This window comes from Flavobacterium sp. FlaQc-52 (assembly GCF_044007495.1).
In the GTDB taxonomy this organism is placed as follows: domain Bacteria; phylum Bacteroidota; class Bacteroidia; order Flavobacteriales; family Flavobacteriaceae; genus Flavobacterium; species Flavobacterium cupriresistens.
Map to the genome: position 1 here is coordinate 99,334 of NZ_JBIPCV010000009.1, position 14,280 is coordinate 113,613.

General features: G+C 35.3%; 18 protein-coding genes. 15 read left to right on the top strand and 3 right to left on the bottom strand.

Annotated features, from left to right (window positions below):
- Positions 1-121 precede the first annotated feature (121 nt).
- A complete protein-coding gene (locus tag ACHRV5_RS15950; RefSeq protein ID WP_395427403.1) occupies positions 122-1,312 on the top strand; it encodes a DUF5009 domain-containing protein in 1,191 nt (396 codons plus the stop codon).
- Between the two features lie 130 nt (positions 1,313-1,442).
- On the opposite strand, the gene ACHRV5_RS15955 is transcribed toward ACHRV5_RS15950, so the two are convergent.
- Both ACHRV5_RS15955 and ACHRV5_RS15960 read right to left on the bottom strand, forming a co-directional pair.
- The gene (locus ACHRV5_RS15955) at positions 1,443-1,844 is read right to left on the bottom strand and encodes a hypothetical protein (RefSeq protein ID WP_395427404.1); all 402 of its coding nucleotides are present in this window, start codon (positions 1,842-1,844) and stop codon (positions 1,443-1,445) included.
- Positions 1,845-1,851: 7 nt separating this feature from the next.
- Positions 1,852-2,415: a hypothetical protein gene (locus ACHRV5_RS15960; protein ID WP_395427405.1), complete on the bottom strand. Its 564-nt coding sequence runs from the start codon at positions 2,413-2,415 to the stop codon at positions 1,852-1,854.
- Positions 2,416-2,654: 239 nt separating this feature from the next.
- On the opposite strand from ACHRV5_RS15960, the gene ACHRV5_RS15965 reads away from it, so the two are divergent.
- From ACHRV5_RS15965 to ACHRV5_RS16020, 12 genes are all read left to right on the top strand, one after another.
- Positions 2,655-3,839, top strand: coding sequence for a hypothetical protein (locus ACHRV5_RS15965; RefSeq protein WP_395427406.1), 1,185 nt, complete (start codon positions 2,655-2,657; stop codon positions 3,837-3,839).
- Positions 3,840-3,869: 30 nt separating this feature from the next.
- Complete coding sequence (locus ACHRV5_RS15970) at positions 3,870-5,033, top strand: glycosyltransferase family 2 protein (RefSeq protein WP_395427407.1); 1,164 nt, start codon at positions 3,870-3,872, stop codon at positions 5,031-5,033.
- Between the two features lie 84 nt (positions 5,034-5,117).
- On the top strand, positions 5,118-6,467 hold the full coding sequence (locus ACHRV5_RS15975) for a dihydrolipoamide acetyltransferase family protein (protein ID WP_395427408.1): 1,350 nt from the start codon (positions 5,118-5,120) through the stop codon (positions 6,465-6,467).
- 164 nt (positions 6,468-6,631) lie between these two features.
- Positions 6,632-7,402 carry a 3'-5' exonuclease gene (locus tag ACHRV5_RS15980; protein ID WP_047778463.1) on the top strand — a complete coding sequence of 257 codons (771 nt, stop codon included), beginning with the start codon at positions 6,632-6,634 and terminating at the stop codon, positions 7,400-7,402.
- A gap of 244 nt (positions 7,403-7,646) precedes the next feature.
- Positions 7,647-8,258, top strand: a complete 612-nt coding sequence (locus tag ACHRV5_RS15985; protein WP_047778462.1) for a fumarylacetoacetate hydrolase family protein — start codon at positions 7,647-7,649, stop codon at positions 8,256-8,258.
- Positions 8,258-8,602 carry an Hpt domain-containing protein gene (locus ACHRV5_RS15990; RefSeq protein ID WP_047778461.1) on the top strand — a complete coding sequence of 115 codons (345 nt, stop codon included), beginning with the start codon at positions 8,258-8,260 and terminating at the stop codon, positions 8,600-8,602. Before ACHRV5_RS15985 ends, ACHRV5_RS15990 begins: the two co-directional genes overlap by 1 nt.
- 207 nt (positions 8,603-8,809) lie before the next feature.
- The gene (locus ACHRV5_RS15995) at positions 8,810-10,063 is read left to right on the top strand and encodes a CinA family nicotinamide mononucleotide deamidase-related protein (RefSeq protein WP_230002951.1); all 1,254 of its coding nucleotides are present in this window, start codon (positions 8,810-8,812) and stop codon (positions 10,061-10,063) included.
- Positions 10,064-10,134: 71 nt separating this feature from the next.
- Positions 10,135-10,371 carry a 50S ribosomal protein L28 gene (rpmB, locus tag ACHRV5_RS16000; protein WP_008468080.1) on the top strand — a complete coding sequence of 79 codons (237 nt, stop codon included), beginning with the start codon at positions 10,135-10,137 and terminating at the stop codon, positions 10,369-10,371.
- A gap of 27 nt (positions 10,372-10,398) precedes the next feature.
- Positions 10,399-10,581, top strand: coding sequence for a 50S ribosomal protein L33 (gene rpmG, locus ACHRV5_RS16005; protein ID WP_047778459.1), 183 nt, complete (start codon positions 10,399-10,401; stop codon positions 10,579-10,581).
- Between the two features lie 7 nt (positions 10,582-10,588).
- Positions 10,589-10,741, top strand: a complete 153-nt coding sequence (locus ACHRV5_RS16010) for a DUF4295 domain-containing protein (RefSeq protein WP_082210668.1) — start codon at positions 10,589-10,591, stop codon at positions 10,739-10,741.
- A 242-nt stretch (positions 10,742-10,983) separates the two neighbouring features.
- Positions 10,984-11,937, top strand: a complete 954-nt coding sequence (gene ftsY / locus ACHRV5_RS16015) for a signal recognition particle-docking protein FtsY (RefSeq protein ID WP_047778458.1) — start codon at positions 10,984-10,986, stop codon at positions 11,935-11,937.
- A gap of 7 nt (positions 11,938-11,944) precedes the next feature.
- Positions 11,945-12,124, top strand: coding sequence for a hypothetical protein (locus ACHRV5_RS16020; RefSeq protein WP_230002950.1), 180 nt, complete (start codon positions 11,945-11,947; stop codon positions 12,122-12,124).
- On the opposite strand, the gene ACHRV5_RS16025 is transcribed toward ACHRV5_RS16020, so the two are convergent.
- Positions 12,125-13,189 carry a serine hydrolase domain-containing protein gene (locus ACHRV5_RS16025; protein WP_395427409.1) on the bottom strand — a complete coding sequence of 355 codons (1,065 nt, stop codon included), beginning with the start codon at positions 13,187-13,189 and terminating at the stop codon, positions 12,125-12,127.
- A 222-nt stretch (positions 13,190-13,411) separates the two neighbouring features.
- On the opposite strand from ACHRV5_RS16025, the gene ACHRV5_RS16030 reads away from it, so the two are divergent.
- A complete protein-coding gene (locus ACHRV5_RS16030; protein ID WP_395427410.1) occupies positions 13,412-13,855 on the top strand; it encodes a lipocalin family protein in 444 nt (147 codons plus the stop codon).
- A complete protein-coding gene (locus tag ACHRV5_RS16035) occupies positions 13,836-14,132 on the top strand; it encodes a DUF721 domain-containing protein (RefSeq protein WP_047778454.1) in 297 nt (98 codons plus the stop codon). Before ACHRV5_RS16030 ends, ACHRV5_RS16035 begins: the two co-directional genes overlap by 20 nt.
- The last annotated feature ends 148 nt before the right edge of the window (positions 14,133-14,280 follow it).

Below are 14,280 nucleotides of genomic sequence, written 5' to 3' on the forward strand. Positions count from 1 at the left end.
AAAAAGAGGTGTTTTTAGAGAATTTGTTAAATGGAATTTTAAGCCCCAAAATTAAGGCAATAATCTAAGTTATCATTTTAGATTTATAGTATATTTGGCGGTGTTAAAAGTGCAAGAATTTATGAAAATAAAAGAAAATTTATACAATCAAAGGATTATTTCGATAGATGCTTTACGTGGAATCACCATTTTTGTAATGATTTTTGTCAATGAACTGGCAAGCGTTAAAAATGTGCCACAATGGATGAAGCACATGCCCGCAGATGCAGATGCCATGACCTTTGTTGATTTAGTTTTTCCGGCATTTTTATTTATCGTCGGAATGTCGATTCCTTTTGCTTTTAATGCGCGATTAGTAAAAGGTGATAGTGCTAAAACGATTTGGACACATACTTTAAAAAGGGCTTTGGCTTTAATAATTATTGGTGTTTTTATGGTCAATGCAAGTGACGGTTACGACGCTGCAAAGATGATTATAACTCCAGCCTTTTGGGGACTTTTAGCGTTTACAATGCCAATTCCGATTTGGAATAAGTACGACAAAAATTTCCCGCTGTGGCTAAAAAACACCTTGCAATATGGTGGAATAGCCGTGTTAGTGACACTCTATTTTCTATACGTTCAGAACACCGGAGCAATAGGGATGACTCCACAATGGTGGGGAATTTTAGGCTTAATCGGATGGGCGTATCTGCTAACAGTAGTTTATTATTGGTTGGTTTCAGGGAAATTAGGAGCAATGATTTTGTTTTTGATTGTTTGTGTTGTCGCTAATTCAATTAATCTAATACCGGAATCAGCACTTCATCAAAACTCGTGGTTTAGTTTTATTGCAGGACATTTAACGCATGCTTCGCTGGTAGCGGCAGGTGTGGTTATTTCGTTACTGTTTTTTGATCGAAAAGTAGCGCCAAAAGTAAATTGGGCTGTGATCGGTTTTGCGGTTTTGTTTTTTGTAACCGGCTATTTGTTAAGACCCTATTTCGGGATCTCAAAAATAAAAGGAACTCCATCGTGGACTATGTTTTCAGCAACAATTTGCACGGTGTTGTTCTATTTTCTTTATTGGTTAATGGAGATCAAAAAACAAACCAAATGGAGTAATTTCTTTATGCCCGCCGCTGCAAATCCTTTATTGATTTATATTTTACCGGGTGTTATTTACTATTTCAGTAAGGCTTTTAATCTGCATATAATTCCCGACTATTTTCGCGAAGGACTTCCCGGAATTATCTGGTCTTTAGTTTTTTCGACAATTATGTTACTGGTAATGAAAATCTGCAACAGATATAAGATTCAGTTACATCTGTGAAAGTTTTCAGTCTCAGTTTTCAGTCTCAGTTTCCGGTCCCAGTTTTCAGTCCCAGGTTAACCGCGACTGAAAACTGAGACTGCGACTTTTTTCACCCTTCAGCATAACTGCGACCGGGACTAAAAAACTCTCACCTCACGCGCTTAAAAGCAATCGCTCCGGTTCTTTTTTTATTGTCTATATAAGTGCCTTCAAGAGTATTGCCGTCTGCAGAAAGCGTCAGGGTATGGGTGCCTTGTGTTGCCCAGCCTTCAATCGGTAGTGTCACATCTACGGTATAGATTATGGTATTTCCGGTTCTTTTTCCGATGCCGCTTTCTGTAAATTTTTGTCCTTTCCATTCTAAATAATGAGAAAAAATGACTTTTCCATTTTGTTCTGTGATAATGGCCACAGCATTCTGAACGCCTGAATTGATGTCTTCCCAAACACCGTTTATATTTGTTTTTACCGGAATAGTTTTTTCCTGGCTGAAGCCGAAATTTGAAAACACCAAGAAGAAGAAAAGAAAGAGCTGAATTTTGTTTTTCATATTGATTTTAGTTTTGAAGGATAACCGATTTTATTTCCAGAACAGATCCCGTTACCGGATTGTAATTCACAAAATTGAATTTGCAAAGATTGTGTATGTCTAAAAGTTTTCCGTTCGGCAAGCCATCTTGTTTAAAATGGGGCCACGGAATTTTCAAGGTTGTAAATTTACTCGGAGTTGCAGGTAAATCAACTCTCGGGTGTGAACCTCCATGTATGCAACCCGTTCCTTCCTCGTTTCCTTCGCGAGCCTGCAATTTAATAAGTTGGGTGGATTTATAGGTAATGCTCACAAATTTAGAGTGATCCGATAAATTAGTCGCGGCACCATCATTGGAGTCGGATGCTGTGATCATCACATTCAATTCGATTTCCCCAACCGGACTGTCTTTGGCCGTTACGCGAAGAACCCCTTCTTTCTTCCGAATTTCGTTTAGAGTTGTCTGATTCTCTTCTGCCGGCCCCGCTATATACCAATCATTTTCTTTTACCAGATCCCGAGTATTTCTCTTGTTAGTAAAACCGGAAATAAAAAATAAAACAACAAGAAATGAAACTGGTAAACGAATCATGTTTTTAGTTTATTAGATAATTATTTTTAAAAGAAACAAGGATAATTCAAAAAGCCCAAAAATAAGTGATTTTCGTTAACAGTGATCTTTTCAATTAATACCCAGTTAAATGAACTTAAATAACTTATAGGATTTAAACAATTCCAAATATACTCTTCTGGAAAATATTCTCCCCGAATATATCTAATTTTATTAAGAAAACTTTAAATTTGTAAGAATCGATTCTTAAATTGCTTTTAATGAATAGTTTGAAAACAAAATCCCTCTTGTTTTTCTTTTTTTTGATGTCGGTTTGTTATTCGCAAAATGACAGTACCGCTGTGGAAAAGAAAGACATTCGGGATGTTCTCTATAAGCTCTTCAATAAAAATGATTCTGTTAAAAAAAGTAAAGACAAAAAATTGGCTTTCTCTTTATTACCCGTTCCTGTTGATGCCAATTCAAGTACGGGATTGGTGGTTTCTTTTTTGACGAGTTTTTATCTGGGCGACGATCATGAAAAAACCAAAATGTCACAAGTTACTTTTTCGCCCTATTTCAGTTTCTCCAATCAGTATGTTTTTCCGATTCAGACTTATATTTATACCAAAGATGATAAATGGAATTTTATAGGCGATTATCGGTATCTGATTTATCCCCAGCTCACTTATGGTTTAGGAGAGCACAATGCCAAAGAAGAAATGTCAACTTTAGATTATCAGCAGTGGCGTTTTTATCAATTTGCCAACCGCAAGGTCGTTGGTAATTTCCGAATGGGATTAGGGTTGTTATTCGATAATTATCAGAATCTTTCCGAGGAGTCTTATATCGAAGAAGAAACGGATTACTCGAAATATATGAAGGGTGATTTTTCTAATGAAACTTCATTCGGATATGCTTTTCAGGGATTGTACGATTCCAGAAAGAATACCATTAATCCCGAGCAGGGTTTATATGTTGAAGCAGATCTAAGGATCAATACAAGCGGAGTAGAAGGGGATAAGTGGAGGTCTTTGTATGTTGATGCCAGAAAGTACCATTCGTTCAGCAAGACCAAGCACAGGGTTTGGGCTTCAAGAGCCTTTTATTGGTCAACTTTTGGTGGAAAACCCCATTATCTCGATTTGCCTAGTATTGGCTGGGATCGTGAAGGAAAAACAGGACGTGGTTTTACCAAAAACAGATACAGAAGTAATGCGCTGCTCTATTTTGAAAGTGAATACAGAACCGATATAACCAAAAACGGATTTATTGGCGCGGTGTTTTTTGCCAATGTTTCTTCCGTTTCGAAATTGGATACCTATCAATTCGCCAAATGGAATCCGGCCGTCGGGACAGGATTGCGGATTAAATGGAACAAACAAAACAGCAGTAATTTAGTTTTAGATTTTGGAGTCAGTAAAAACGATTGGTCATTGCGACTGGGATTGGCTGAAAATTTCTAACTTTCGCAAAAATCTATATTTTTTCTTTTCATGCAATTATCAGTTATTATTCTCAATTATAATGTCCGTTATTTTCTGGAACAATGCGTTTTAAGTGTTCAAAATGCTATCTCCACTCTTGATGCCGAAATTATAGTAATAGATAATAATTCGTCAGATGACAGCTGTTTGATGATGAAAGAGCGATTTCCTACTGTGAAATTAATTGAGAACAAAGAGAATTTCGGTTTTCCGAAAGGAAATAATATTGGAGTGGCACAAGCACAGGGGAAATACATTTGTATTCTCAACCCCGATACAATTGTAGCGGAAGATAGTTTTGTTAAAATTTTGGCTTTCGCCGAAGAACAAATCAATTTAGGAATTGCAGGTTGTAAATTGATTGACGGAACAGGTAATTTTTTACCTGAAAGTAAACGTGGAATCCCAACACCTTGGGTAGCTTTTACCAAGATTTTTGGTTTGTATAAAGTTTTTCCAAAATGGTCTCTTTTTAATCAATATTACGCACAACATATTTCAGAAAATGAAACCGGAAAAGTGACTATTCTGGTAGGTGCTTTTATGTTGATGAAAAGAGATTTGTACCTTGATTTGAAAGGTTTCGATGAAGCTTGTTTTATGTACGCAGACGATATTGATCTCTCGTATCGGGCTTTGTTAAAGGGAAAAGAAAACTATTATTTTCACGACACAACAGTACTGCATTACAAGGGTGAGAGTACTGTGAAAGACGAAAAATACATGAAACATTTCCAGGAAGCTATGACGTTTTTTTACCAAAAACATTTTAAGAAATCGTTGTTTTTTTCTGTTTTCATAAAAATGGGAATTCTCTTTTTTTCATTTGTTAAAATGTTTCAGGGAAAATCAAAAGTCAAACCGGGACCGGAAAGTTATGTTTTGTATTCTTCAGATATAAATTTGTCTGAAAAATTGTCTGTTATTTTGAAAAATAAAGTCGATATATTCGATTTCAAAAAAGAAAAAATGGTAAATTCGTGGCAGGTTTTGAAGGGTAAAAGAGTGGAGATTATTTTAGATAATCAGCATGTTTCATTTAGAAATTGTATCAAAATCATAGAAACTATTAAAGATAAGCGTATTACTTTTAAGATTTTCCCCAAAAATGCAAATTTTATTATTGGAAGCAATTCCAGAAATGAAAGGGGGCAAATTATAAAAATCAAGTAAAAAATTATATTAAATGTAATTTATATATAAAATATTCAGTAATTTCGCAATCGGAAAATCAAAATCACCCTTGAGGTTAACAATATGGCAAGATTTGAATTAAAGCTTCCTAAAATGGGAGAAAGTGTAGCTGAAGCAACTATTACAAACTGGTTGAAAGAGGTTGGAGACAAAATTGAAGCTGACGAAGCGGTACTGGAAATAGCAACTGACAAGGTTGATAGTGAAGTGCCGAGTGAAGTAACTGGGATTTTAGTCGAAAGATTATTTGGCAAAGATGATTTAGTTCAGGTAGGACAGGTAATTGCAATTATCGAAACTGAAGGTGGTGTTGAAACAGCATCGTCGTTTTTGGTAGATAAAATTGCAGACGAAGAATCAACTCCTGCTGAGGCAACTGAAATCGAAAAAACGATTGAAGGAGCTAAAGAGGCGGTTGCTGCTCCTCAGGATTTTTCGACATCAGAAAAATTCTTTTCCCCACTTGTAAAAAACATTGCAAAAGAAGAAGGTGTTTCTGTTGCTGAACTGGATAGTATTCAGGGTTCAGGAAAAGACGGACGTGTTACAAAAGAAGATATTCTTAAGTATATAAGTGATCGCAAAGCGGGTGCAGTAGCTGCTCCAAAAGCGGTTGTTGAAACGGTTAAAGAAGTTGCGGCTCCAAAAGCGGCAGAACCAGTGGTTCAGAAAAGTCAACAAGCAGTTCCTGTTTCTGTAAATGGAGGTGATGAAATCATCGAAATGGACAGAATGCGTAAATTGATTTCAGGTTATATGGTGGCTTCCGTGCAGACTTCGGCTCACGTACAATCCTTTATTGAAGTTGATGTAACGAATATCGTAAAATGGAGAGATAAAGTTAAAACCGCTTTTGAGAAAAGAGAAGGCGAGAAACTTACTTTTACTCCAATTATGATGGAAGCGGTTGCGAAAGCATTAAAAGATTTCCCTGGAATGAATATCTCTGTTGATGGTGATTATATCATTAAAAAGAAAAATATAAATTTAGGAATGGCTGCGGCTTTACCAAACGGAAATTTAATTGTACCGGTTATTAAAAATGCGGATCAATTAAATCTTGTTGGAATGGCAAAAGCGGTTAATGATCTTGGTGGTCGTGCAAAAGCAGGAAAACTAAAACCGGACGACACGCAAGGAGGAACTTACACGGTTACAAATGTGGGAACTTTTGGAAGTGTTTTCGGGACGCCAATAATCAATCAACCGCAAGTTGGAATTTTAGCTCTTGGAGCAATTCGTAAAGTGCCGGCAGTTATCGAAACTCCTGAAGGAGACTTTATTGGAATCCGTCAAAAAATGTTCTTGTCTCACTCTTACGATCATAGAGTTGTAGATGGTGCTTTAGGTGGAAGTTTTGTAAAAAGAGTGGCAGAATATTTAGAAGCATTTGATGTAAACAGAGATTTCTAAAAGTAGCTGTTTGATATATAAAAAGCCCTTTCGACATTTAAACGTTGAAAGGGTTTTTCTTTTGGCTTTAGTGTTAAAGTCAAAGTGGGAATTGGGAACTTTATGAAAAAAAGAAGTGAAATTCAGCTTTAAAAATTATATTTGTAAACTTATAAAATTCAAAAATGGAACTCAAACTCAATAAACCAATTTGTTTTTTCGATCTTGAAACGACAGGTATTGATATCGGAAAAGACAGAATAGTAGAAATTTCAATATTCAAAGTTTTTCCAAACGGAAATAAAGAAAGTAAAACTTGGTTAGTGAATCCTACAATTCCGATTCCGCCTCAAACTACTGCTGTTCATGGAATAACAGATGAGAAGGTTGCGAATGAGCCTACTTTTAATGAGCTTGCTCAGCAGGTTTATACGATGATTAAAGACAGTGATTTGGGTGGGTTTAATTCAGATCGTTTTGATATTCCGCTATTGGCTGAAGAGTTGCTTCGTGCCGGAGTTGATTTTGATATGAAAAATAAAGTTTCTGTAGATGTGCAGACTATTTTTCACAAGATGGAAGAGCGTACTTTAAGTGCTGCATTGAAGTTTTATTGTGGAAAAAGCTTAGAAAACGCACACTCAGCGGAAGCAGATACCATGGCAACGTATGAAATTTTAAAAGCACAATTAGATCGTTATCCGGAATTGGAGAATGATATGAAAGTGTTGTCGGAATTTACAACCCGAAAAAAAATTGCTGATTTTGCCGGAATGATTGCTTTTGATAAAGACAATGAAGAAGTTTTTACTTTCGGAAAGCACAAAGGTGCGAAAGTAGAGAAAGTGTTAGAAACAGAGCCCGGATATTTTAGCTGGATTCAAAATGCGGATTTCCCATTATATACCAAAAAGGTCTTAACAGCTATTAAACTAAGAAGATTAAATACGAAGTAAGGTTCTGAGAGGCTAAGATTCTGAGTTTCTGAGTTTTTTGCGACTTATGTTCTTATTTGTTTAGAGCTTCAGAACCTTAGTGACTTAGAGTCTGTAAAAAAAGAAATTTATCTGTATAGGTAAAAGTTAGATCATATATTACAAAATAAGATTCTGAGAATCTAAGGTTTTAAAATCCTGAGTTTTTAGGCTCATTTTCTTAGCAACTTAGCAGCTTGGTAAACTTAGTAACTTAAAAAAAAGAATGAAAATCATCTGTATCGGTAGAAATTATACCAATCATATTGAAGAGTTAAAAAACGAAAGACCAACAGAACCTGTTGTTTTTATGAAACCGGATTCGGCTGTTTTGTTAAAGCAACATCCGTTTGTGATTCCGGAATTTTCCGAAGAAATTCATCACGAAATAGAGATAATCGTTAAAATTAATAAAGTTGGAAAGTATATAGAGCCAAAATTTGCTCATAAGTACTATGATGAAATTAGTGTAGGTATTGATTTTACGGCCAGAGATTTACAAGAGAAATTGAAAGCAAAAGGACTGCCTTGGGAGAAAGCAAAAGCGTTTGATGGCTCTGCTGTCATTGGTGATTTTTTGCCTAAAACTGATTTTGTTTCTATGGAAAATCTTACTTTTGAATTAACAAATAATTCTAAGACGGTTCAAAAAGGAAATACAAGCTTTATGCTTTGGAAAATTGATGAGCTGGTTGCGTATGTGTCACAGTATTTTACATTAAAAATTGGCGACATTATTTTTACAGGAACGCCCGAAGGTGTTGCTGCTGTAAAACCAAACGACGTTTTAGAAGGCTTTTTGGAAGATAAAAAACTATTTAGAATACAAGTAAAATAATGGCTTTAAAGTATAACCTTTCGAAAGTTTATGCGCTTTCAGACAATGATCCTGAATTCGTAAACGAAATTCTAAAACTATTTGTTACGGAAGTCCCTGAAGATTTGAAACAAATTAAAGAAGGGATTAAAAAGAAAGATCATAAGTACGCTTATTCTTATGCGCATAAGATTAAACCAACATTAGATTTAATGGGGTTGAATATGGCATTTGAAGAAATTCTTCAAGTAGAAGCCTGGACAAAAGCCGAAGGCAAGAAAAAAGAAATCATCGAAACTTTCAAAAGTATCAGAGAGCAGGTAAAAGATGCAGTCAAAGAAATTAAAAAAGACTTTGACCTGTAAAATTTTGGCTTAGCCTGAATTTGTTCTTTCTGTGTTTGTAACTTAAAATTAAAAATTAAAGTCGGATTATATGCTGGCTTTTTTTGTTTTTGAAATTTTGGATTAATCAAGTGTTTCTTTTGTAGTGAAAGAGCACTTTTTCTGCTTCTTACGTTAATTTTTTCTTTTAATACTAACTGAATCACAATAAATAAAAACAGCATTTATATGAAGGCTACGATTATAACCATTGGGGATGAAATATTAATTGGTCAGATCATTGATACCAATTCGGGTTTTATTGCTAAATCATTAGACAGAATTGGCGTAGAAGTCACAGAAATGATTTCGATAAGTGATGACAAAAAGCATATTCTGGACACCTTTGCGCAACTGCAAAACAAAGTCGATGTTGTAATCGTAACAGGTGGTTTGGGACCAACAAAAGATGATGTAACCAAAAAAACATTTTGCGAATATTTTGATGATGAGCTAGTTGTGAATCCTGAAGTATTGGCTCATGTAACGGAATTGATTGAAGGTTTTTACAAGCGTCCTATTTCGCAATTGAATAAAGATCAGGCTTTGGTACCTTCAACCTGTACCGTTTTGCCTAATAAAGTGGGTACAGCACCGGGCATGTGGATGAAGAAAGAAAACACCGTATTTATTTCGCTTCCGGGAGTTCCGTATGAGATGAAGTATTTAGTCGAGAATGAAATAGTTCCCAAGATTGTTCGCGAATATAAACGTCCCTATATTATTCATAAAACAATTTTGACCTACGGTCAGGGAGAGAGTTTAGTCGCGGAACGTATTGAAGATTGGGAAAATAATTTACCTGATTTTATTAAACTGGCCTATTTGCCAAATCCCGGGAGAGTGCGTTTGCGTCTTTCGGCACGAGGTACGGATAAAGAGGTTCTTGAAGCGGCATTAGAGGATAATATAAAGGCTTTAGACGCTATAATTCATGATATTATAGTTGGCTATGAAGAAAATGAAACAATAGAGTCTGTAGTCGGTAAATTGCTTAAAAAAGAAAATAAAACCATTGCTACAGCAGAAAGTTTTACCGGAGGGAAAATAGCGTCGATTTTGTCGGCCGTTCCCGGGGCTTCAAAGTATTTTATGGGGAGTGTTGTTTCGTATCATACTGATGTGAAGGTTAATGTTCTTGGTGTCTCGCGGGAATTAGTAGAGGAATTTTCGGTAGTAAGTAAAGAGGTGGCATCAGCTATGGCTTTGGGTGTAAAAGAGCTGCTTAAAACAGATTATGCAATTGCGACAACTGGTAACGCCGGACCGTCAAAAGGAGACTCGGATGCTGAAATTGGCACCGTTTTTATCGCTTTGGCTACTCCGGACGATATAATTGTCGAAGAGTTTAACTTTGGGCAACCCCGTGAAAAAGTGATAGATAGGGCGAGTATTAAGAGTTTAGAAATATTACAGAAAGAAATTTTAAAAATTGTGCAATAATTTTTTGCTACAATGGTTTATTTTTCTTTTCTTTGCACCCTGATTTTGAATAACGATAAAAGTAAAGTATAATGTCAAGAGTTTGTGACCTTACAGGTAAAAGAGCGATGGTAGGAAATAACGTTTCTCACGCTATGAACAAAACTAAGAGAAAGTTTTCTGTAAACTTAGTTAAAAAGCGTTTTTATCTTCCAGAAGAAGATAGATGGATTACTCTTAGAGTAGCAGCATCTACGATAAAAACAATTAATAAAAATGGAATCACTGCTGTTTTGAAAAAAGCACAGTCAGAAGGATTTATCAAATAATCTTTTCCTAAATAAATATATAGCAAGATGGCAAAGAAAGGTAATAGAATCCAGGTAATTTTAGAATGCACGGAACACAAGACTTCTGGTGTTTCAGGTACTTCTAGATATATAACAACTAAGAACAAGAAAAATACTCCGGATAGACTTGAGATTAAGAAATTTAATCCAATCTTGAAACGTGTAACTGTTCATAAAGAAATTAAATAATTAAGTCATGGCAAAGAAAACCGTAGCATCGTTACAGACAGCTTCTAAGAGATTATCAAAAGCAATTAAAATGATAAAATCTCCTAAAACTGGTGCATATACATTCGTAGAATCTATTATGGCTCCTGAAGAAGTTGATAATTTCTTGAAAAAGAAATAATAACATACACAGTATATAGAAAAGCTACTTTCATTCGGAAGTAGCTTTTTTATTTTTTATATTTGTCTAAAATTTTATAGAAGTGAGTAGTATTGCACTTTTAAAAAGGTTTCCGATCTCTTCTTTAGTAATGGATGAGGTAGTGGTAAAGCCGGTGAATACTAAAATCTCTTCTGTGTATCTTAAGATTATTTAGATCCTCAAAAAATCAGCTAATCTGAAAAACTAACAACAAATAACAAATGAGTTTTTTTAAAAAATTATTCTCTAGTGAAAAGAAAGAGACTTTAGACAAGGGTCTTGAAAAATCAAAAAGTACTTTTTTTTCAAAGTTAAGCAAAGCCGTTGCCGGAAAATCTAAAGTTGATGATGCTGTTTTAGATGATCTGGAGGAAATTCTGGTAGCTTCTGATGTTGGTGTAAATACAACGTTGAAAATAATTTCAAGAATTGAAAAACGAGTTGCTGATGACAAATATTTAGGAACCGAAGAGTTGAATCAAATTCTTCGCGAAGAAATAGGTGGTTTGTTGTCTGAAACCAATAGAGGTGAAGCTACTGAGTTTGAAATTCCAAAGGATAAAAAACCTTACGTTTTGATGGTGGTTGGTGTTAATGGAGTTGGTAAAACAACGACTATTGGTAAATTGGCTTATCAGTTTAAAAAAGCCGGTTACAAAGTTGTTTTAGGAGCTGCAGATACATTTAGAGCCGCTGCTATTGATCAATTGCAGGTATGGGCAGATCGAGTAGATGTGCCAATCGTGAGACAAAACATGGGAAGTGATCCTGCTTCTGTTGCTTTTGATACTTTGCAGTCTGCCGTAGCTCAAAATGCCGATGTTGTTATTATTGATACAGCGGGACGTCTTCATAATAAAGTCAATTTAATGAACGAGCTGACCAAAGTAAAACGTGTCATGCAGAAAGTAGTAGAAGACGCTCCTCATGATGTACTTTTGGTTTTAGATGGTTCAACCGGTCAAAATGCTTTTGAGCAGGCAAAACAGTTTACTGCCGCTACAGAAGTGACTTCACTTGCCGTAACTAAATTAGACGGAACTGCTAAAGGTGGTGTTGTGATTGGTATTTCAGATCAATTTCAGATTCCTGTAAAATACATTGGTGTTGGTGAAGGTATTGAAGATCTTCAGGTCTTTAATAAATATGAATTTGTAGATAGTTTTTTTAAATAATAGCAGAATGAGTTTTTCTTCTTTAAAAAATATAACGCCTGTTGCTTTCTATTTCGCAAGCGTTGTAAGTTTTGTATTAGCGAATGTTTTAAAAGATAAAAGTTTATCGTTTTATTACGTCTTATTGGTTCTTGGTTTAGGATTCTTCTTTATGGGAATGCTAAAAAGAATCCGTACTAAAAAATAGTTAGAGATACAAAGCATTAATTTTCTCCCATAAAGTTTTGTCAAAATCAGATAAGGCTAAGTTGACATTGTCTGCCGCGTCCCCCATTCTGATTACAACCATATTTTTGCTTGGTACGACATATATTTTTTGGTCGTTTTTACCTAAGGCCATAAACATATCATTTGGAGCTGTTGGAATTATACTTCCTGGAAAGGTAAGCTGTGATTGTGGTAAATGGTAATTTGCTTTGCCGTTTAACCACCATAAGTAACCGTATCCTAAATTGATCGCTTGTGAAGTGTTTGTGGCCTCTGTGAAGTAGTTTTCATTTAGAATCACATCGTTGTTCCATTTGCCTTTGTTGAGCATTAAAAGTCCAAAGCGTGCCATGCTTCTTGTGGTACTCGTATATACGCTGTTAGGGCCAAGTTGAACCCAGTTGCCATTCATGCCGATTTTATCTCTTAATTTACTGTTGAAATAATTTTGCCAGGTTTGACCGCTTGCCTGCGCCACAACATCCTGTAATTTTACATATACATTATGATACGCCCATCGTTTTCCTGCGTCGGCTTTGTAAATTAAACTGGCAGGATCTACATTGTCAGAGCTGTCGTCAAGTCCCGATGTCATGGTTAGTAAATGTTTACAGGTTATGGCGTCTTCCTGCGCGGCTGTTTCGCTTGTCCAACCCGTGCCGATGTATTGTGAGACTTTATTGTTAATATTGATCAGACCCTCTTGTTGTGCGATTCCCGTGATGGTTGCTGTTAATGTCTTTCCTGCACTTGCCCAATACCAGTTGGTGGTGGCAGTGTGGTCATTGAAATAGTGCTCTAAAACAATTCGCCCATTTACTAAAAGAATAAAAGATTTGGAGTTCTTTAATTCTAAATAATCTAAAAGAGGCTGTACTGCATTTTGATTCCATTTGAGGTCTGAGACCGATTGTGTTTCCCAGATAGTTCCTGTTAATGGAGGGAAATACATATTTTGTGCAGGTGTAGATGCTGTATCGGAGGACTCTTTACTACAACTGATAAAGCTTAAGAATATCAGGAGTTTAAAAATGGCTTTGGTCATGTTTTTAGGTTTTGGTTTGGAGTTTGACTTAAAATTAGCAAAATAGTTTAATGGGTTTTGTGTATTTTTATTTCTTTTGAATCTTTATAAAGTTAACTTTGTAGTTCACGGATTTTCTTTTGAATGCAGGACCGGTGTCGGATTAAAAACAGGCTCTTCTGTTAATTATAGTCCCAAGGCAGCAAGAATGGGAACAATTGAATTTTTTAATTAATTTAGAATATGAAAAACACTTTTATGATTTTGGTTTTGTCTCTTTTGTTTGTGGGATGCAAACAGGATATTAAACCGGCAGATATTGCGAAGTTAAATGGTTATTGGGAAATTACTAAAGTGGTTTTTGATAAAGGTGAAATAAAGGATTTTAAAATGAATGAAACTTTTGATTTCTTTAAAATTGAAAAGAATAACAAAGGAGTACGAACAAAAGTAGCACCGCAACTCGATGGTACTTTTTTGTCTACAGATACATTTGAAGATGTTTCCGTTCGTTTTACCGATGATAAAGTTTATTTGGATTATAAAACAGATTATGCAAAGTGGAGCGAGGAATTACTAACGTTGTCTGATGATGAATTGGTGGTGAAAAATGCTGAGAATAAAGAGTATCATTATAAAAAAGCAGGACCAATAAATATCATAAACGATGGCAAAGAGACTAAATAACGAAAGTACGATTGGGGCTGTTTTAAAGCAGATCATTCAGGTAAACAAATTGCAACCCGGAATGGATCAGATTGATGTAAAGGAGGCCTGGAGACAGCTGATGGGGAATGGTGTTAATACCTATACCAGAAACGTCGTTTTAAAAAATGGTACTTTATATGTCGAGCTTGGGTCATCTGTTTTAAGAGATGAATTGAGTCACGGAAAGTCTAAAATCATCAGGATGATTAATGAAGAATTGGGTAGAGACGTGGTTAAAGACGTTATTTTACGTTAGGCTTTTTTGACCTTCAAAAGGAATTAGATTAGTAGACTTCGGTCTTAAAAATAAAAGTAACACTTCTGTTTTGGAAGTGTTTTTTTTATGATACATTTGACCGGTAAGTATTTTTTTAATAAATAAAAAAAAGTGCTTATTTAATTAA